The organism is Rickettsiales bacterium (genome assembly GCA_025210695.1).
Lineage (GTDB): Bacteria > Pseudomonadota > Alphaproteobacteria > Rickettsiales > CANDYO01 > CANDYO01.
Genome location: JAOARE010000008.1, coordinates 41,966 through 59,909, shown reverse-complemented (window position 1 = coordinate 59,909; position 17,944 = coordinate 41,966). Strand labels below are relative to the sequence as shown.

19 protein-coding genes and 1 tRNA gene are annotated in these 17,944 nt (G+C 32.3%); 11 read left to right on the top strand and 9 right to left on the bottom strand.

The window, feature by feature from the left end:
- Nucleotides 1-6 precede the first annotated feature (6 nt).
- Together murB and N4A31_00605 are read left to right on the top strand one after the other, a co-directional pair.
- On the top strand, nt 7-900 hold the full coding sequence (gene murB, locus N4A31_00610) for a UDP-N-acetylmuramate dehydrogenase (GenBank protein ID MCT4634735.1): 894 nt from the start codon (nt 7-9) through the stop codon (nt 898-900).
- Nucleotides 893-1,624: a diguanylate cyclase gene (locus tag N4A31_00605; protein ID MCT4634734.1), complete on the top strand. Its 732-nt coding sequence runs from the start codon at nt 893-895 to the stop codon at nt 1,622-1,624. Before murB ends, N4A31_00605 begins: the two co-directional genes overlap by 8 nt.
- 4 nt (nt 1,625-1,628) lie before the next feature.
- Here the strand turns inward: N4A31_00605 and N4A31_00600 are convergent.
- Nucleotides 1,629-1,703, bottom strand: a tRNA-Gln gene (locus N4A31_00600).
- 111 nt (nt 1,704-1,814) lie between these two features.
- Between N4A31_00600 and rseP the strand changes: the two genes are divergently transcribed.
- From rseP to N4A31_00585, 3 genes are read left to right on the top strand one after another with little or no spacing between them, the layout of a single operon-like run.
- Nucleotides 1,815-2,918, top strand: a complete 1,104-nt coding sequence (rseP, locus tag N4A31_00595; GenBank protein MCT4634733.1) for an RIP metalloprotease RseP — start codon at nt 1,815-1,817, stop codon at nt 2,916-2,918.
- 7 nt (nt 2,919-2,925) lie between these two features.
- On the top strand, nt 2,926-5,199 hold the full coding sequence (bamA, locus tag N4A31_00590; protein ID MCT4634732.1) for an outer membrane protein assembly factor BamA: 2,274 nt from the start codon (nt 2,926-2,928) through the stop codon (nt 5,197-5,199).
- Between the two features lie 10 nt (nt 5,200-5,209).
- Nucleotides 5,210-5,776, top strand: a complete 567-nt coding sequence (locus N4A31_00585; protein ID MCT4634731.1) for an OmpH family outer membrane protein — start codon at nt 5,210-5,212, stop codon at nt 5,774-5,776.
- Between the two features lie 45 nt (nt 5,777-5,821).
- Here the strand turns inward: N4A31_00585 and prfB are convergent.
- The 3 genes from prfB to priA form a co-directional block, all read right to left on the bottom strand.
- Nucleotides 5,822-6,929, bottom strand: a protein-coding gene (gene prfB / locus N4A31_00580) for a peptide chain release factor 2 (GenBank protein ID MCT4634730.1) whose coding sequence is annotated in 2 segments (ribosomal slippage) — nt 5,822-6,859 and nt 6,861-6,929 — 1,107 coding nt in all. Because the reading frame shifts where the segments join, the coding sequence is not laid out codon by codon here.
- A 69-nt stretch (nt 6,930-6,998) separates the two neighbouring features.
- Complete coding sequence (locus N4A31_00575) at nt 6,999-7,775, bottom strand: transporter substrate-binding domain-containing protein (GenBank protein ID MCT4634729.1); 777 nt, start codon at nt 7,773-7,775, stop codon at nt 6,999-7,001.
- 80 nt (nt 7,776-7,855) lie between these two features.
- Nucleotides 7,856-9,829 (bottom strand): primosomal protein N', encoded by a 1,974-nt coding sequence (gene priA / locus N4A31_00570; GenBank protein ID MCT4634728.1) that lies wholly within the window; start codon nt 9,827-9,829, stop codon nt 7,856-7,858.
- A gap of 142 nt (nt 9,830-9,971) precedes the next feature.
- Between priA and N4A31_00565 the strand changes: the two genes are divergently transcribed.
- A complete protein-coding gene (locus N4A31_00565; protein ID MCT4634727.1) occupies nt 9,972-10,124 on the top strand; it encodes a hypothetical protein in 153 nt (50 codons plus the stop codon).
- Here N4A31_00565 and N4A31_00560 read toward each other — a convergent pair.
- Together N4A31_00560 and ccmA are read right to left on the bottom strand one after the other, a co-directional pair.
- Complete coding sequence (locus tag N4A31_00560) at nt 10,121-10,786, bottom strand: heme exporter protein CcmB (protein MCT4634726.1); 666 nt, start codon at nt 10,784-10,786, stop codon at nt 10,121-10,123. The two genes, N4A31_00565 and N4A31_00560, sit on opposite strands and share 4 nt — an antisense overlap.
- Nucleotides 10,779-11,390, bottom strand: a complete 612-nt coding sequence (ccmA, locus tag N4A31_00555) for a heme ABC exporter ATP-binding protein CcmA (GenBank protein ID MCT4634725.1) — start codon at nt 11,388-11,390, stop codon at nt 10,779-10,781. The genes N4A31_00560 and ccmA overlap by 8 nt, the downstream gene beginning before the upstream one ends.
- A 155-nt stretch (nt 11,391-11,545) precedes the next feature.
- Between ccmA and N4A31_00550 the strand changes: the two genes are divergently transcribed.
- From N4A31_00550 to N4A31_00530, 5 genes are all read left to right on the top strand, one after another.
- Nucleotides 11,546-12,106 carry a histidine phosphatase family protein gene (locus N4A31_00550; protein ID MCT4634724.1) on the top strand — a complete coding sequence of 187 codons (561 nt, stop codon included), beginning with the start codon at nt 11,546-11,548 and terminating at the stop codon, nt 12,104-12,106.
- Nucleotides 12,093-12,398, top strand: a complete 306-nt coding sequence (locus N4A31_00545; protein MCT4634723.1) for a DUF167 family protein — start codon at nt 12,093-12,095, stop codon at nt 12,396-12,398. Before N4A31_00550 ends, N4A31_00545 begins: the two co-directional genes overlap by 14 nt.
- A gap of 17 nt (nt 12,399-12,415) precedes the next feature.
- On the top strand, nt 12,416-13,480 hold the full coding sequence (locus N4A31_00540) for a D-alanyl-D-alanine carboxypeptidase (GenBank protein ID MCT4634722.1): 1,065 nt from the start codon (nt 12,416-12,418) through the stop codon (nt 13,478-13,480).
- Nucleotides 13,477-14,466 carry a serine/threonine dehydratase gene (locus N4A31_00535; protein MCT4634721.1) on the top strand — a complete coding sequence of 330 codons (990 nt, stop codon included), beginning with the start codon at nt 13,477-13,479 and terminating at the stop codon, nt 14,464-14,466. The genes N4A31_00540 and N4A31_00535 overlap by 4 nt, the downstream gene beginning before the upstream one ends.
- 71 nt (nt 14,467-14,537) lie before the next feature.
- Nucleotides 14,538-15,101 carry a UbiX family flavin prenyltransferase gene (locus N4A31_00530; protein MCT4634720.1) on the top strand — a complete coding sequence of 188 codons (564 nt, stop codon included), beginning with the start codon at nt 14,538-14,540 and terminating at the stop codon, nt 15,099-15,101.
- Here N4A31_00530 and N4A31_00525 read toward each other — a convergent pair whose 3' ends face one another.
- From N4A31_00525 to N4A31_00515, 3 genes are read right to left on the bottom strand one after another with little or no spacing between them, the layout of a single operon-like run.
- Nucleotides 15,102-15,911, bottom strand: coding sequence for an ABC transporter permease subunit (locus N4A31_00525; protein MCT4634719.1), 810 nt, complete (start codon nt 15,909-15,911; stop codon nt 15,102-15,104).
- Nucleotides 15,908-16,789, bottom strand: coding sequence for an ABC transporter permease (locus N4A31_00520; GenBank protein ID MCT4634718.1), 882 nt, complete (start codon nt 16,787-16,789; stop codon nt 15,908-15,910). Before N4A31_00520 ends, N4A31_00525 begins: the two co-directional genes overlap by 4 nt.
- Nucleotides 16,786-17,901, bottom strand: coding sequence for an ABC transporter ATP-binding protein (locus N4A31_00515; protein MCT4634717.1), 1,116 nt, complete (start codon nt 17,899-17,901; stop codon nt 16,786-16,788). Before N4A31_00515 ends, N4A31_00520 begins: the two co-directional genes overlap by 4 nt.
- Between the last annotated feature and the right edge of the window lie 43 nt (nt 17,902-17,944).

Sequence of the window (17,944 nt, the reverse complement as noted above, 5' to 3'; positions counted from 1 at the left end):
GGTTTTTTGATGATAGATGGCATGCCAAAAGTTAGAGGAAGTTATCGTAAAGCATTTGAGCTATCAAATGTTACGTGGTTTAGAGTTGGGGGACCTGCTGATATTCTATTTAAGCCGGCAGATATTGAAGATTTAATTTATTTCTTACAAGAAAAATCTCCTAATATACCCTATATGGTTTTGGGAGTGGGATCCAATCTTTTAGTAAGAGATGGAGGTATTAGAGGAGTCGTAATTCGTTTAGGTAAAGAATTCACAAATATAACTCATGAAGGTAATGAGCTTGTTGTTGGTGCTGGAGCATTAGATGTTAATGTAAGTCAATATTGTTTGGAAAACAATCTTGAGGGTTTAGAGTTTTTAAGTGGGGTCCCTGGTGTAATAGGCGGAGCTTTAGCTATGAATGCTGGAGCTTATGGTCAAGAAATTGCTGATCATTTAATAAAATTAGAAGCATTAGATTCTAAGGGTAATTTAATTACTCTAACTAAAGAAGAATGTGGATTTAAATATAGATCAAGTTCTTTGGAGAATAATTTAATTTTTATTAGAGCCTTGTTAAAAGTCAACCCTGGAAATCACGCTACAATAAAAGGAAAAATTCAAAACATTCAGCAACAAAGAGAAGAGTCCCAACCTATTAGAACTAAAACTAGTGGTAGTAGCTTTAAAAACCCTTCAGGACATAAGGCTTGGCAATTAATAGATCAGGCCGGATGTAGGGGGCTTCGCATAGGAGATGCTATGGTCTCCCAGAAGCATTGTAATTTCTTTATTAATGTTGGTAATGCAACGGCTAAAGAAATTGAAGAATTAGGAGAAACTGTTAGAAAACGGGTGTTTGAAAATTCTGGAGTGATGCTAGAATGGGAAATAAAGATAGTTGGATCTTATGACTAGGATTAAACTTTTAAGCAAGTTAGAAATTGATCTCTCATCTAAATATAGCCTAGTAAAAGAAGGTGAGGAAATTATTTTATTAGATCTTTTTCAAGAAAGTGATTTAGAGATACTAAATTCTCAAAATAGAAATGTTCCAGTTATAGCTTTTATAAAAGATGCAGAGCTGATTTTAAAATCAAGAGTTGATGATTATCTTATATATCCTTTTAATAAAGGAGAATTAGAAATTAGAATTCAAGTTGCTATTAATAAATTTAATAACAAAAATTCAAGTGATATAAATATTGATACATTGACTGGATTATATAACAAGGATTATTTTTATACTTGTTGTCAGGAGGCTATAAAATCTAGAGCTCACTTTTCTATTGCAATGATTGATATAGATAACTTTAAAAAGATTAATGATTCGCAAGGCCATTTAAAAGGGGATGAATATTTAAAGAAAGTGGCGGAAATATTTAAACATTCTATTCGAAATAATGATGTGCTAGCCCGTTTTGGTGGCGATGAGTTTATCATTATGCTGCACGATAGCTCTATTGAAGGCTCTCTTATAGTGGGAGATAGAATTTGTAAATCTATAGAAAAAGAATGCAAGGTGAGTGTTGGAGTAGCAAGTATTGCGCCTGATGATTCATTAGAAGATTTAATAAATAAAGCAGATAAAGCTTTATATATGGCAAAGAAACAAGGTGGAAATAAAGTGGTGAAGGCTTGAACTCTGGCTGGGGCGGGAGGGATCGAACCTCCGCATGACGGGATCAAAACCCGTTGCCTTACCGCTTGGCTACGCCCCATTAAGAGAAAATGTATATTATCAGAATTTTATAATTGTTCAATAACTTTTCTTAAAAGTTTGAAATGAATTTATTTGTTAAAGAGATTGGTTGTAAAAAATAGGAATTATCATGGAATTAATATCAACATTATTATTTAATATTTTATCTTTTGTTTTAGTGCTAACGATTATTGTTTTTGTTCATGAATTTGGACATTTCTGGGTGGCAAGAAGAGCTGGAGTTAAGGTGGAGGTGTTTTCGATAGGATTTGGTAAAGAGTTGCTTGGATTTAATGATAAACATGGAACACGTTGGAAGTTTTGTTTAATCCCTATGGGGGGATATATCAAAATGTTTGGTGATAAAAACTCAGCTAGCCAAGAAGATGGAGATTTAATTAAGGGATTCTCGAGCTCAGAAAAAAAGATGGCTTTTTCTTGTAAATCTTTAAAAGAGAAATCTGCTATTGTTGCTGCAGGTCCTGCGGCTAATTATCTTTTTTCAGCAATAGTCTTTACTTTTTTCTTTTTTATATATGGATATCCAAATGTCACTACCAAGATTACAGAGGTTATTGAAAATAGTCCAGCTAGCAAAGCTGGAATTTATCCTGGCGATGTAATAGAAGAAATTAATGGAAATAGAGTAAATAGCTTCGATGATATAAAGAACATTATGGCTCTAAATTTAAGTGAAGATGTTTATATTAAAGTAAGTGGACAAGAAATCTATAAAACTGTTACTCCCCAGAAAACAATAGAGAAGGATGCTTTAGATAATGAGGTAATAAGTTATAAATTAGGTATTATTACAACTGATATTAAGATAGAAGAGCAGAATATATTTGCTGCAACAAAACTAGCTATATTAGAGTGTTATAATCTTTCAGTGATGACTCTTAAAGCCATGGGACAGATAGTTACTGGAGCAAGAAGTAGCAAAGAATTAGGAGGGCCTATTAAAATTGCGCAATATTCTGCTAAATCTATGGAAGCAGGAATTAAGTCTTTGTTATGGTTTATGGCATTATTATCTATTAATTTGGGTCTAATAAATTTATTTCCAATTCCTGTTTTAGATGGTGGTCATTTATTAATCTATCTAGTAGAAGCTAGTTTTGGTAAAAAAATTGCAGGTAAAATACAAAATTATGGTTTCCAAATAGGAATAATTCTATTACTAATGTTAACTATATTTGTGTCGTTGAATGATTTAAGCTCTTTGTTAAAGTAGGATAATGATGTTTTGTAGGAATATTATTTTTATAGTTTCTTTATTCTTGTCTGTTTTTGCCTATGGTGAAACAGTTGATAAGATTATAATTCAAGGTAATGAAAGGATTGAAGGTGATACCATAAAATCCTATTTAGACATCCATCCTGGAATTAGTTTTAATAGTGAAGATTTAGATAAGTCTATTAAGAAGCTTTATTCAAGTAATATGTTTAAAAAGGTTGAGATATCTGTAAAGGGAAATAACCTTATAGTAAAAGTAATTGAGAATCCTAAGATAAATTTAATAGTTTTTGAAGGAAATTCGAAACTAAAAAGTAAAGATCTTGAAGCTGAAATTATTCTTAAACCTAGAGCAGTTTATACAAAAGCTAAGGTTCAGGAAGATGTGAATCGTATTATAGATTTATATCATAAGAATGGCCGATTCTCAGCTAAAGTTATTCCACAGATTATCGTTTTGCCGCATAACAGAGTAAATCTGGTATATAAAATTGAAGAAGGTCCGGTAGCCAAAATAGAAAAAATTATATTTGTTGGTAATAAAGAGTATAGTGATTATAGACTTAGAACAGAATTGTCTAGTAAAGAAACTCATTGGTATTATTTCTTATCAAGCAGTGATTTATTTAATCCGGCAAGGCTTGAATATGATAGAGAGTTACTCACGAGATTCTATCAATCTAGAGGTTATGCTGATTTTAAAATAATTTCAATTATAACCAATGTCTCCGAGAAAAAGGAGCGTTTTTATATTACTATTACTGTGGATGAAGGAGAGAGGTATGATTTTGGTAAAATTGATATTAAGTCAGAGCTAAAAGATAAGGATATTAATTTAAACGAACTAAAATCAGAGATTACTACTAAAGAAAAAGATACATATGATGTAAAAAAAGTAGAAAAATCTGTTGATTTATTGATAAAGAGGATTAATGATCAAGGCTATGCTTTTGTTGACGTCGATCCTCAAGTGTGGCTCGATCAGGATAAGAGATTGGTTAATATTACCTATTTTATTGGTGAAAGTAAAAGAGTTTATATTGATAAGATTAATATAAAAGGTAACGTTAGAACTGCTGATAAAGTTATTCGTAGAGAGTTTCGTTTGGCAGAAGGTGATCCTTATAATGCAACCAAAATCACTCGTTCTGAGCAGCGCATTAATAATCTAGATTTTTTTGAGAAGTCAAACATAGAAACTGCTCGCACAAGTGAACCGGATAAAGTGGACCTGAATCTTAAGGTGCAAGAAAAATCTACGGCTAGTTTGAACTTTGCAGGGGGATATTCTACCACTGATGGTCCTTTAGCAAGAATAGGCTTTAGTGAGCCTAACTTATTAGGTAATGGACAGCAATTAGATTTAGCCTTTATGAAAGCTGAGAATCGTTTTAATGCTGATATGTCTTTCACAGAGCCGTATCTATTTGATATGCCTCTTTCTGGAGGGTTTGATATATTCAGCAGTACTGTTGGTAGAGATAGCAGTCACTACAGAAGTTATGATAATCAATCAGAAGGAGTAAAGTTTAGAATAGGGTATAATTTGACCGAATATTTAAGTCACCAATTTTTTTATCGCTTTTCTCACAATAAAATTTCTAATGTACCAGATGATGCTTCAGACTTAATCAAGGATCAGGTAGGGAAAAAAAATACTTCTTCGATAGGACAATCTCTGTTTTATAATAGACTTGATTCTAATACTAGTCCTACAGATGGATATTTTATAAGCTTAAGTCAGGACTTTGCCGGGGTTGGTGGAGATATAAAGTTCTTAAGGCATACTGCTAAAACAAGATATTATCATCCTATTGTTAATGATGATGTAATCTTAATATTAGGAGCCGAAGGTGGTATAATTAATGGATTAGAAGGGCAAGATGTGCGCATAAATGATAGGTTCTTTTTAGGAGGAGGAGGTAGTCTTCGAGGTTTTAACTATGCAGGGGTTGGTCCCAGAGATAAAGATGACTTGAATTCACTAGGGGGAAATCGTTATTATAGTGGAACATCTGAGGTTAGGTTTCCTTTAGGGTTTGGTAAGGAAATGGGATTATTTGGAGCTGCTTTTGTAGATGTTGGTAATTTATATAAAGTAGATGTTGATAAAAAAGATGAAATCTGGGATAGTAGTAGTTTACGTTCTTCATATGGTATGGGGATAGGGTTTACTAGTCCTATGGGGCCAATAAGAATTCATTATTCTGTGCCGATGAGCAAAGAATCTTACGATAGAGAAAAGAAATTCGATATCACATTTAGTACTGCATTTTAAGGAGAAAAATATGTTAAAAAAAATAGTCGTTTCAATATTAATAGTTTTAGCAATCAGTAGAATATCTGTAGCTGCAGATAATAGTAATCATATAGCAGTTATTAATACTGATAAGATTAGAATGGAAACAAAAGCAGGTAAGTCAATAGCTGATCAGTTAATGAAATTACAAAAAACATTTCAAGATAAAGTGACAAAATTACAAAAAGATTTTGATACTAAGAAAGCTGAATTAGATAAACAAAAATCTGTGTTAAGTAAAGAAGCATTTGCTAAAAAAGAAGCTGAATTTAATAATAAATTTAATGATTCACGCACTCAAATGCAACAAGAAGCAAGTGATATGGAGCAAATGCAACAAGCTGCATTAAATGAATTTAATACTGTTGCGATGGAAGTAGTTAATGTTGTCGCTAAAGAAGGACAATACACGCAAGTATTTCCAGCTGAATTGTTAATATATGTTGATCCTAAATCAGATATAACTAGCCAGGTAATTGCAGGAATAGATAAGAAAATTAGTACCATTGCTTTAAAGGCTCCAGAAGCATCTTCTAAAGCTCCAGCTAAGAAGTAGTCCTACAATTTTTTCCCTAGCAAAGGTTGATTTTGCTAGGGATTTTTATATTTTTCTTGTTGCCATTGATTTTAAGTAAGCCAGCATGAATTCATCTAACTTTCCATCTAATACAGCTCCGGTATTGCTTGTTTCATATTCAGTACGCAGATCTTTTACCATTTGGTATGGATGTAATACATAAGATCTAATTTGATGTCCCCAGCCGATTTCAGTTTTTTCTTTGTTTAGTTGATCCACTTTTTCTTGTCTGCTGCGTAACTCTACTTCATATAGACGTGCTTTTAGCATAGACATTGCTTCTGCTTTATTTTTATGTTGTGATCGATCACTTTGACATTGTACAACAATTGAGCTTGGTATGTGAGTTATTCTTACTGCGCTATCTGTAGTGTTAACATGTTGTCCGCCTGCACCAGATGCACGGTAGGTGTCTATTCTTAAATCTTTTTCATTGACTTCAACATTAATATCATCAGTCAATACAGGAAAAGCAAAAACACTGGCAAAACTAGTTTGCCTTTTTCCTGCCGCGTTAAATGGCGAAAGGCGTACTAGACGATGAACTCCACTTTCTGATTTACAATATCCATAAGCATTTTTTCCGTAAATTTTTATTGTTACGGATTTTATTCCAGCTTCTTCTCCGGCAACTTGATCAACATATTCTATTTTAAATTTATGTCTTTCAGACCATCTTAAATACATTCTAAGAAGCATTTGTGCCCAGTCATGACTTTCTGTTCCACCAGCTCCTGCATGTATTTCAAGAAAGCATTCTTTATTATCGGCTTCTCCTGAGAAGAGACATTCTATTTCTAAGTTTTTCACGGTTTCAGAAAGGGTAATAAGTTCATTTTCAATTTCTTCAATTAGGGAGGAGTTTTTTTCTTCTTCTGCTAAATTGATTAATTCAACTAGATCATAAAATTTTTGTTGAAGGTTTTTATATTGATTAAGACTGTCTGATAAATAAGTTTTTTCTTGAAGAAGTCTTTGTGCCTTTTTGGGTTTATTCCATAAATTAGGATCGTTACTTAATTCCTCTAATTCTTGCAGTCTAACAAATGCATTTTCATAGTCAAAGAGACCTCCGCAGAAGATCTATAGTGTTAGTAATTTGGGAGATCAAGTTTTCTGTTTCTGTTTTCATAAATAATATCCTAACTTAAAATAACACCATATAATATGGGATTATTTGTGTGTTCTATCAAGGATATTTTTAATATGCATGATGTTTTTTCATAATGCTTTTAATTTCTTTGGCAGACTCATCTATTGCTATGTTAACTTTATCAACAATATCTTGATTTACTGTTTTTTTACTAAACATAAAGTGTAGAGGCATTGTTGAGTTGATATCTATAACATTAAAGTTATTATTTTTTGCACCTATCTTAGCTAACTCTTGATTAGCTAGCAATGTGTCAATTACAATATAATCAACCATATTATTGTTTAGTAATTCAACTATCTGTTCATGTGAGCTTTTTATAACTAGAATTGTAGAACCAGGGTTTTTAATAAGGTCATTTATTTCTTGAGAGTTATAAACAACTCCATCTACTAGCCCTATCTTGAGATTTTTGTTCATTTTAATAAATTCAATAAATTCTGCAGCATTGGTAAAAGAGTTTGACTTAGAATTATTAGTAACAACAGATTCTGAATCTAGTCTATAAGTTTTACTAAATAGAGCCCAGTTTTCTCTTTCTTTAGTATCTGTGGCTCCTCCTACAAAATCTTTTTCTCCTGATTCTATTTGGGTTAGAATTTCTTTCCAGAATGCTGGATTTTCTGCATCGTATTTTACAGTTATACCAGCTTTATTAAAAATAACCTTTGTTAGTTCATATTCTATTCCTGATATTTGACTATTATTAATGACATAAAATGGAGGATTATTTCGAATGGCTGAGTTTAGAACTATTTCAGCAGAAGCACTAAAATTAAAGGCTAGTATGGAAGTTATAAATAGTTTTAAGAGAGTTTTTGTCATATTAAATCACTTTGAAAGTATTATACATAATTGCTTAATAACAATAGCTTATTAACTAAAGATTGTCAATTTAGAAATTTTTATAGAAAATAATATGGGTCTATATCTATTTTTAAATGGATATGATTAGGAATTTTAATTCCTTCTAACCAGGCGGTGAAGAATCTCTGGATATTAATATTACGCTTAGTTTTGATCAATATTCTATAACGAAATTTTCCTCTAAGTTTATAGATTAAAGCTGGAGCTGGTCCTAAAACTAAAATCTGTTTGCTAATGGGGGCTAGTTTAACCAGTTCCTTAGAAAAATCTGCTAATTTTTGTTCTTGGTTACTAGATAAAATAACAGAAGCTAAACGACCAAAAGGTGGCATGTTAATAGCCTCTCTAGTTTTCATTTCTTCTTCAATAAATTTTACTCTATTATAGTTAGATATTGCTAAAATTAGAGGATGTTCAGGATTATACGTTTGAATAAAAATTTGACTATTGCAAATTTCTCTTCCGGCTCTACCTCCAACTTGTTGTAATAATTGATAGGTTTTTTCAGCAGCTCTAAGATCCCCACCCATCATTCCTGAGTCTGCATCAATAATTCCTACAACAGTAAGAGATGGAAAATGATGTCCTTTGGCAATAATTTGAGTTCCTAAGATAATATCATATTCTTTATTGGTTATAGAATTAAGGAGAGTTTCTGCTTGCTTAGAGTTGTTGCAGTTATCTTGTGTTAGAGTAGTAACTTTTGCGTTTGGTATTAATTCGCTAACTTCTTCGGCTAGTCTTTCAATTCCAGGACCACATGCTACAAAACTTTCTTCTTTAGAACAATGAGAACAAGTTTTAGGTAAAGCAGATACATACCCGCATTGATGGCATTTTAGTTTCTTTTGAGATTTATGGTAAACCATTCCTGTTGAACACGCATGGCAGCATATTCTATATCCACAATCACTACAAATCATTGCTGGAGAATATCCTTTGCGATTTAAAAATAATAGTGATTGTTGATTTTTAGCAAAATTTTCTTTTAGGGCTTTGACTAATCTGGGGGCGATGAAATAATTTTTTTTGCGTTCTTTTTTCATGTCGATGACATGAACTTTAGGCATAGAATTATCATTATAACGTCCTGTTAAAGTAACTAAATTGAGCTTTCCTAGAGAAACATTATGAATAGTTTCAAGTGAAGGAGAGGCAGATGCTAAGATTATAGGGATATTACCTAGTTTGGCTCGCATAATTGCCATGTCTCTGGCTTGATAAGTGACGCCATCTTCTTGCTTATAACTTTGTTCATGTTCTTCATCAACAATAACCATTGATAAGTTTTTATATGGTAAGAATAATGCGCTTCTAGCTCCTATTATAATTTTAGCTGTTCCATCCATTATGGCCATAAAGCTATTTCGTCTTTGTTTTTCTGTTATATTAGAATGCCAAATATAAGGAGGTGATCCAAATCGTTTAGTTATTCTATTCGTAATTTGGGAGGTAAGAGCAATTTCTGGCAACATAATAAGTGCTTGACCATTAGCTTTTTTTATAGCTTTATCAATAGCCGTTAAGTAAATTTCTGTTTTACCAGATCCGGTAACGCCATCTAGAATAATATTGTACTTTTTATCCTCAATAAACTTATTAATTTGCTCAATAGCCTGAATCTGTTCCGGGTTAAATTCTGGTTGAATATATTCTAATGGAGGGGTGTTTATAGCTGATTTATGTGGCTTCTCCTTGAGCATCCAGGTAGATATTTGAGAAGGAAGAAGCATTTTAAAAACATGACCTAAACTGAATAAATAATAATCTGCTATCCATTGAATAAACTCCAGGTAGATATCAGGAATATTAAAAGGTAGCTTTTTTTCAACGGGTTTAAGTTTTTCTAATGGCACATCACTTATATGATTTGCTTTCCACACCATTCCTAATGTTCTTTTGCTACGAAAAGGCACTATTACTAAATCACCTAAACGGAGTTCTAAATTATTTGGAACAATATAATCCAAAGGATCCAAATTTGGTAAGAGTACTTGGATGATTAGAGACATAAAATAGATCTTAAAAACTTACATAGAATATCAATATATTATGATTTCTTGATAAAGACTAATGTTTTATCTTTGTTCTTGGATCTTATGAAGATTTTGCATATACTCAAGGCTAAATATTATCAATTGGAGATGATTTATTATGAAGATTAAATCTAGTAGGACCACCATTATCGCAGCTATAGTATTAGCAGCAGTATTTTTAACTTATTTTTCAACAGAAACAAGCTATGAAGTGCAAGAGGTAACTAAAGAAGTTAAGTTAGTAGGTGTTAAAAAGAAGTCCAAGTCTTAGCGTAAATATTTAGAGAGCCAACAAAGTGGGGGGATGAGTAATAAAGTTAGTCCTATATTCATTTCTAAATATGGTAGAGCTTCTATAAAATTTGACGTTGTTATAATCCTTCCAGCAGAAAGGCTTAAAATAATTAAAGTTGAAACGAGTAAAGGAAAAGTTAATAATATTGCTACAGCACTGTTTTTATGCAGATTTATTGTTAGCATAGCTCCAAAAACACTTATGCTAGATAGCAAAGGGATAGATAAAACAATAGCCAACCAAATTTTCCATATTATATTAAAGTCGATTGAATAAAATAAAGCAGCAATTGGTAAGATTATGGTCATTATCAAAATAAACTCAATGCTAGCCATTATCATTTTACTTAAAAAAACAACATAAAAAGGGACTCCAAATACTAAATATTGGTCTAAGCTTCCGTCCTTTGCATCTTCATCAAAAATATGACTAGTGATTAAAACTATTCCTAACAGCATACTAGTCATTATTACTGAAAGAAAAAATTGATCTAAAACATTAGTAGAGTCTAAATTCATAGTAAATGGGAAAATAGATATATTTACGAGCAAGAACATTGCATTACTAAGCCATGACTTGCTCTTAATAAGATTCTTTTTTAGTTCAAATATGGAGAGATGTATTAATTGACTAATCATGTTTAAAATCATTTATATTAATAACTGGAATTTTTTTATAATAATCTAAATTATGTGAAGCAATGATGGCCATTCCCCCAGAGGATATCTTAACTTGCAGGAGTTTTAACAATAATTCACGACCTTCTTTGTCAAGATTAGCTTCTGGCTCATCAAGTAACCATAATTTACCACTACCTATAATCATTCTAGCCAGAGCAACTCTTTTTTGCCATCCTTTAGATAAATCTTTGCATTTAGTATTGATCACTTCTCCTAATTTAAATTGGCCAATTGCTGGAGGAACTAATAAATGATTGCCTTTTAAATCTGCCCATAGAGCTAAATTATCAATGACCGATAAATCTAATTTAATAGCATCTTCATGGCCTAAATAACCAATACATTTCTTATAATATTCTTCATAATTTATTGGCCTGTTGTTCCATAAAAGATTTCCGTTATAATTTCTAGATAAGCCAGCCATAATTTTTAATAGGCTGGTTTTTCCAGCTCCATTTCCCCCTTTCAGAATATAAATAGAATTAGGCAGAAGTGAGAAACTTATATTAGAAAAAATCTCTTTGTTATCTATCTCAAGTCCAATATTAACACATGAAAGCATTATAAAATTACTCCATAATTTAGGATAGCTAGAATAGCTCATTGCTTTTGAATAAGCAATATAAGTATATAAATGAATTGATTGATTTACTGTTTAAATAAGCTAGTATACATAGGTTCAATTTTATTAATTTTAATTTATTTGTGGTGTAGAATATGAGTTCTTTTTCTAAATCCTTTTATTTACTTAGACATGGAGAAACAGATTGGAATAAAAGAAATGTTTTTATGGGAGGTAAAAATATTCCTTTAAATGAGAACGGATTTAAACAGGCTTATCAAATGGCGGATTCTTTGCAGGATATTTCTTATGCATCTATTGCTACAAGTCCTTTAATGAGAGCTAGAACTACGGCTCAGGTTCTTAATCAGAAAATATTAAAACCTATAACGGTAATTGATGATTTAAGAGAAAGTTCTTGGGGAGTTATGGAAGGAAAACCTAGTAAAGGAAAATTCTGGGTGAATGATTGGAGAAAAGGGAAATATATTGAAGGGGCAGAATCTTTCATAAAATTTAAAGAAAGAGTTATAAGGGGAATAAATCAAGCTCTTGAATTGCCAGGACCGGTGTTAATTGTGGCTCATGGTGGTATTTGTTGGGCAATACAAGACGCTCTTGGTCTTCCTTTTTTAGATATAGATAATTGTACTCTTGTTCAATATAGTCCTCCAAATAATCTTAATTATAAAAATTTGAAAGATGTTATCTGCTAATGACCTTCCTATAAAATTTTTTCCTCAAGGAGTTTTATTACATATTAAGGTAACTCCTAATGCTTCTAGAACTAGGATTGGTAAAATATTAGATGGTAATTTAAAAATTTATGTCACATCGCTACCAGAAAATGGACAAGCTAATAAAGTTGTAATAAAATTATTATCAGAACGCTTAAGTATGGGAAGAAATAATATTTCTATCAGTCAAGGGGTAACCAGCCAATATAAGGTTGTTAGTATTATTGGTGATAAAGATATTATTGTTAAAGCCTTGCAGATTATTATCTAAATATAGAAAAATAACGAATGAAAAAACTCTTTATTAATATCATTGTATTGACTTGTTTTTTCTTTGCAGATTTTTCTATAGCAGCAACGCCTATACCTAAAATCTCTAAAAATTCTAGAAAAGCTAGTATTATAGCGGATATGCACGATGGAAGAATATTGTATTCTAGTAATGATAAAGAAGTTCGATATCCAGCATCATTAGTAAAAATGATGACTCTTTATTTGGTTTTTAAAGAAATAGATGAAGGTAGGTTGTCTCTTGATAAGAAGTTATTGATATCAAAAAAAGCTGCAGCAATGCCGAGAACCAATCTTAATTTAAAACCAGGAGGATACATTCCTGTAAGGAAAGCTATTTTAGGTCTTATTGTTCATTCTAGTAATGATACTGCAGTGGTGTTAGCTGAAGCAATTGCCGGAACAGAAGCAAAGTTTGTTGAAATGATGAATAGACAAGCTAAGAAGCTTAAGATGAAGAATACTACCTATCGTAATGCATCTGGTTGGCCCAATAAAGCACAAAAATCTACTGCTCGCGATTTAGCAAAATTGGCCATCGCCTTGAAAAAAGATTTTCCTCAGTTCTTTTCGTGGTTTTCCGTGACTAGTTTTACTTTTAATGGTAAAACATATAAAAGCCACAACAACGTTCTTAAGAACTATAAGGGCGCTACGGGATTAAAGACAGGTTTTATTAATGCTTCTGGTTTTAATATAGCCACTACTGCCCAAAAAGAAGGAAAACACTTAGTTGGTATAGTGATGGGAGGTAATACTGCTAAGGAAAGAGATACGTTAATGACTTCTTTGTTGGATAATGCTTTTTCTAAATCAGGTATAAAGGATTCTTCCAAAAATAAAATAAAAAAAGAAAAACAAAAAAATAAAACAAAGAAACAAATAAATACTTCTAAAACTAAAGTTAAAAACAAGGTCGACAAAAATAATGCTCAGAAAAAAGTAAAAACTACTGTTAATCTGAAGGATAAAAAGAAAAAAAATCAAATAAAAACCAAGGTCAAAGAGAAAAAGAAAAAAAATCAGACAAAAGCCAAGGTAAAAGAGAAAAAATCAAAATGATTACAAAAGAACAAATAGTTAGAGCTCATCACAGAATAACTCCCGTTATTAAGCGAACTCCCTTGGTTATTAGCGAAAGACTAAATAAAATGTTAGGCCATGATATTATGTTTAAGGCGGAAGGAGCTCAAGTTACAGGTGCCTTTAAAATACGTGGAGTTTTAAATACCCTCTTATCTTTAAACGAACAGAAGAAAGAGTTAAATAGAATAACAGCTTATAGTTCAGGGAATCACGCTAAGGCTCTTGCTTGGGCTGGCTCAGAAGTTGTAAATATTCCAACCGAGATTTATATGCATAATTCAGCGTCTTTCTCTAAAAGAGAGGCGATTAAAGCTCTAGGATCAAATCTAATAATCACTGAAACTAGAGCGGAAGCTGAAAAGAATGCCAGAATTTCAGGAGAGGAATCTGGTTGCTATTTTCTCCACCCCTCAGATAATGATCTAGTTCTTGAAGGGGCTTCCACTTTAACTTATGAAGCTTTAGAAGATTTGAATTATACTCCTGATGCAATATTTGCAGCTTGTGGAGGAGGAGCATTATTATCAGGAGTTTATCTTGGGAGCAGGGCAGCTGATAGAGTTTGTAAAATTTATGGAGCTGAGCCTGAGATTGCTAATGATGCAGCAAGGTCTTATAAGTTAGGTAAGATTGTTGGTTTTAAAGAATCCCCGCAAACTATGGCTGATGGTCTGCGTAGTTTGCAAGTATCGCAGCGCACTTTTAATTATTTACAAAGACTAAACGGATTTATAGAAGTCAGTGAGGAAGATATTCTATATTGGTCCGTTTGGTTACATGAATTGTTAGATATTCCTTGTGAGCCCACTGCGGCTGTAGCAATGGCTTCTGCTTTTAATTGGTTAAAAACTCAGAATACCAGACAAAGAATTTTAGTAATTTTATCTGGTGGTAATATTGATAGTGAAATTGCAAGTTTACTGAAATCAAGCAATCATTTATATAAGACTCCAAAATTATAGCCTCGAAATTAACCTAGAATATATTCGTTGATAATGTTATTATTTACATAAAATTAAATAGGATATAATAGATGAAGTTGATAGTAGCAATAACTGGTGCTTCTGGGGTAATTTTTGGTGTTAGGTTGTTAGAAATATTAAAGGAAACAAAAAATGTTCAGGTACACTTGATCATTAGTAAATCAGCTAATATTACCATCAAGAGCGAAACTAAGTATAAAGTATCTGATATTAAATCTCTTGCTGATTTTTCATATAGTATTGAAAATATAGGTGCTTGTATGTCCAGTGGTTCTTTTAGAACTGATGGTATGATCATTGCGCCTTGCTCTATAAAAACAATGTCTGCCATTGCACATTCTTATTGTGATAACTTAATTACTAGATCTGCTGATGTTATTTTAAAAGAAAGAAAAAAATTAGTATTAATGCTCCGTGAAACTCCACTTCATTTAGCGCACTTGCGTAACATGACGATGATCGCAGAAAATGGAGGAATAATCTATCCTCCAGTGCCAGCATTTTATCAGAACCCTCAAAACATAGATGACATAGTAAACCACACAGTTTGTCGCGTATTAGACTTATTCGATATCAATTGTGATAAGATTAAACGTTGGGAAGGTTTATTTTAGTTACTTCCTATTATATTTTATTTTTTTAGTTAGGTTAATTGATAAAGCAAGCACTGTAAATAGGACCATCATTAAAATAATCATAGTAGCTAATGCATTTATAACGGGGCTTATCCCGAAGCGTATTCTTGAATAAATTAACATTGGGAGAGTAGTTACTCCAGCTCCTGATGTAAAGCTAGCAATAATTAGATCATCTAGAGAAATAGTAAAGCATAGTAGCCAGCCAGAAATTAATGCAGGTACAATTAAAGGTACAGTAACTAAAAAGAATACTTTAATAGGAGGGGCTCCAAGATCAAGAGCTGCCTCTTCAAAAGATGGGTCCAGTTCAACCAATTTTGCTTGAACCATTAGGGCAACATAAGTTACTCCAATAACCATATGTGCTATAACTACAGTTTCTAAGCCAAATTTATGAGGAATTCCAATTAATTTATTTAAGGATAAAAACACTAAAGAAATAGCAAATCCAGCAACTACTTCTGGAACCACTAACGGAATTGGCAGTAATATTGAGAAGATTGATTTTCCTTTAAAAGCGCTAATTCTTTGTAAGGCTAATCCTATTAAAGTTCCAATTATAACTGCTCCTGTGGCTGAGAGGGATGCTACTTTAAAACTAGTGAAAAAAGCGGCGATAATTTCTTCATCTTGCCATAATTTTCTATACCAAGTGAAAGAGAATTCTTGCCATACGTTGATAATGCTTGAACTATTAAAGGAGAACACTATCAGTATTATAATAGGAATATAGAGGAATAAGAATCCAAAAACTGTGGCTAGATTAGTGAAGTTACAACGCATCATTTATCTCCATAAAAATAATGAAGTATTTTAATAGGTATAAGCACAATTAATACCATTAAAATGGTGATTGCTGCCGCCATTGGCCAGTCACGGTTCATAAAAAATTCAGTCCATAATAATTTTCCAACTGTAATAACTTTAGCGCCACCTAATAAATCTGGAATAACAAATTCACCAACTGCAGGAATGAATACTAATACAATTCCCACAACCACTCCTGGAATAGATAGTGGAAAAGTTATTTTCCAAAAAATGGATAATGGTTTAGATCCTAGATCTGCAGCTGCCTCTAATATATTTTCTTTTATTTTTAATAACGAAGAATAAATCGGGAGTATCATAAAGGGAAGATAAGTATAAACAATTCCTATAACAACAGCTGTTTGAGTATTAAGTAGATTTAAAGGTTCATCAATTATTCTAATCCACAGTAGAAAATCATTTAATAATCCCTGAGGTTTTAGAATTATTATCCATCCATAGATCCTTATCAATAAAGCAGTCCAGAATGGAGCGATAGTTAGAATTAGTAATAATAGACGCTGTTTAGGGGTGGCTCTATACATTACATAGGCCATTGGATATGCCAACAGAAATGTAAATATTGTAGAAATTAGAGCAAGTTTTATAGAGTTAGCTAGAGCCTTTAGGTAAAAAGAATCTTGGAATAAAACTTTATACCCTTCAAAAAAGGGGCTTATCTCCAATTTACCATCTTTAAGTTGTAAAAAGGATTTATAAGGTGTAATTCCAAATTCAGGTTCGCTAAAACTAATTACCAGAAGTAATATCAATGCAACAACAATAAATAATCCTACCCACAACAAGGGAGGAACTATAATTAATGTACGGTAGCGGTCAAAAATTCCAATATTCATGACTTTAGCAATACTCCATCAGTTTTATCCCAAGAGATATAAGCCATATTACCATAATCTATCAAAGGGTTTTTAGCCCTTGCTGAAGTTGGCACGCTCACATGAATTATTTTATTGCTTGGTAGAGCAACATGGTAAACAATTTGGCTTCCAAAGAAGGCAACGTCAACAATTTCTCCCTCTGCGTGGTTGTGTGAGTCATCTTCTGGTTCACTAAAAATCTCCATTTCTTCTGGGCGAACTGCCACCCATACTTCTGTGCCTATATTTAGCTGTTCATAAGAATTAACTAAGATTGGTGAAGATATTTGATCGCTATTAATAACAAGGCGATTCTTTTTGGTATTGTCGCTTATATATCCATGAAAAACATTAATTGATCCAACAAAGTTAGCCACAAACCTAGAGTTGGGGTAATCATATATTTCTCTAGGAGCCCCTATTTGCTGAAGTTTTCCTTCTTTCATAACTGCCATACGATCAGACATAGACATAGCTTCATCTTGGTCATGGGTTACAACTAGGAAAGAGATCCCCAGGATTTTTTGAATATTAGTTAGTTCTACTTGAGTTTTTTCACTGGTTTGACGATCTAGTGCTCCTAAAGGTTCGTCAAGGAGCAATACTTTAGGTCTTTTTACAATACTTCTAGCTAACGCTACTCTTTGCTGTTGTCCACCTGAAATCTGCCATGGTTTACGATGAGAGAAATTGGACATTCCAACCATTCCTAGAGCTTCATCAACTCTTGTTTCAATTTCTTTGCGAGGTAATTTTTCTTGCTCCAAACCAAAGGCAACGTTTTGCCAAATATTCATATGAGGAAATAATGCGTAAGATTGAAACATCATATTAACAGGTCTTTTATATGGAGGGGTATCGGTCATATCAACCCCATCAATAAATACTCTACCGCTATCTGGAGTTTCAAATCCAGCGATAATTCTCATTAGAGTGGTTTTACCACATCCAGAAGGGCCAAGTAATGAGAATGACTCGCCTCTTAATATATCTAAGCTTATGTTATCAACAGTTTTGTAATCATTTGTTTTGAATTGCTTAGAAATATTTTCAATTCTAATAATTGCATCTGGTTTAGTAAAATCGTTCATTATACTCAAGTTTATTTAAATAGTTTAGGCATTGTTAGACTAT

What these genes read in the sequence shown, in the direction of transcription:
- N4A31_00605 (MCT4634734.1), top strand. Translation starts at nt 893, where the DNA reads ATGACTAGGATTAAACTTTTAAGCAAGTTAGAAATTGATCTCTCATCT.
- rseP (MCT4634733.1), top strand. Translation starts at nt 1,815, where the DNA reads ATGGAATTAATATCAACATTATTATTTAATATTTTATCTTTTGTTTTA.
- bamA (MCT4634732.1), top strand. Translation starts at nt 2,926, where the DNA reads ATGTTTTGTAGGAATATTATTTTTATAGTTTCTTTATTCTTGTCTGTT.
- N4A31_00585 (MCT4634731.1), top strand. Translation starts at nt 5,210, where the DNA reads ATGTTAAAAAAAATAGTCGTTTCAATATTAATAGTTTTAGCAATCAGT.
- N4A31_00575 (MCT4634729.1), bottom strand. Translation starts at nt 7,775, where the DNA reads ATGACAAAAACTCTCTTAAAACTATTTATAACTTCCATACTAGCCTTT.
- priA (MCT4634728.1), bottom strand. Translation starts at nt 9,829, where the DNA reads ATGTCTCTAATCATCCAAGTACTCTTACCAAATTTGGATCCTTTGGAT.
- N4A31_00565 (MCT4634727.1), top strand. Translation starts at nt 9,972, where the DNA reads ATGAAGATTAAATCTAGTAGGACCACCATTATCGCAGCTATAGTATTA.
- N4A31_00560 (MCT4634726.1), bottom strand. Translation starts at nt 10,786, where the DNA reads ATGATTAGTCAATTAATACATCTCTCCATATTTGAACTAAAAAAGAAT.
- ccmA (MCT4634725.1), bottom strand. Translation starts at nt 11,390, where the DNA reads ATGCTTTCATGTGTTAATATTGGACTTGAGATAGATAACAAAGAGATT.
- N4A31_00550 (MCT4634724.1), top strand. Translation starts at nt 11,546, where the DNA reads ATGAGTTCTTTTTCTAAATCCTTTTATTTACTTAGACATGGAGAAACA.
- N4A31_00545 (MCT4634723.1), top strand. Translation starts at nt 12,093, where the DNA reads ATGTTATCTGCTAATGACCTTCCTATAAAATTTTTTCCTCAAGGAGTT.
- N4A31_00540 (MCT4634722.1), top strand. Translation starts at nt 12,416, where the DNA reads ATGAAAAAACTCTTTATTAATATCATTGTATTGACTTGTTTTTTCTTT.
- N4A31_00535 (MCT4634721.1), top strand. Translation starts at nt 13,477, where the DNA reads ATGATTACAAAAGAACAAATAGTTAGAGCTCATCACAGAATAACTCCC.
- N4A31_00530 (MCT4634720.1), top strand. Translation starts at nt 14,538, where the DNA reads ATGAAGTTGATAGTAGCAATAACTGGTGCTTCTGGGGTAATTTTTGGT.
- N4A31_00525 (MCT4634719.1), bottom strand. Translation starts at nt 15,911, where the DNA reads ATGATGCGTTGTAACTTCACTAATCTAGCCACAGTTTTTGGATTCTTA.
- N4A31_00520 (MCT4634718.1), bottom strand. Translation starts at nt 16,789, where the DNA reads ATGAATATTGGAATTTTTGACCGCTACCGTACATTAATTATAGTTCCT.
- N4A31_00515 (MCT4634717.1), bottom strand. Translation starts at nt 17,901, where the DNA reads ATGAACGATTTTACTAAACCAGATGCAATTATTAGAATTGAAAATATT.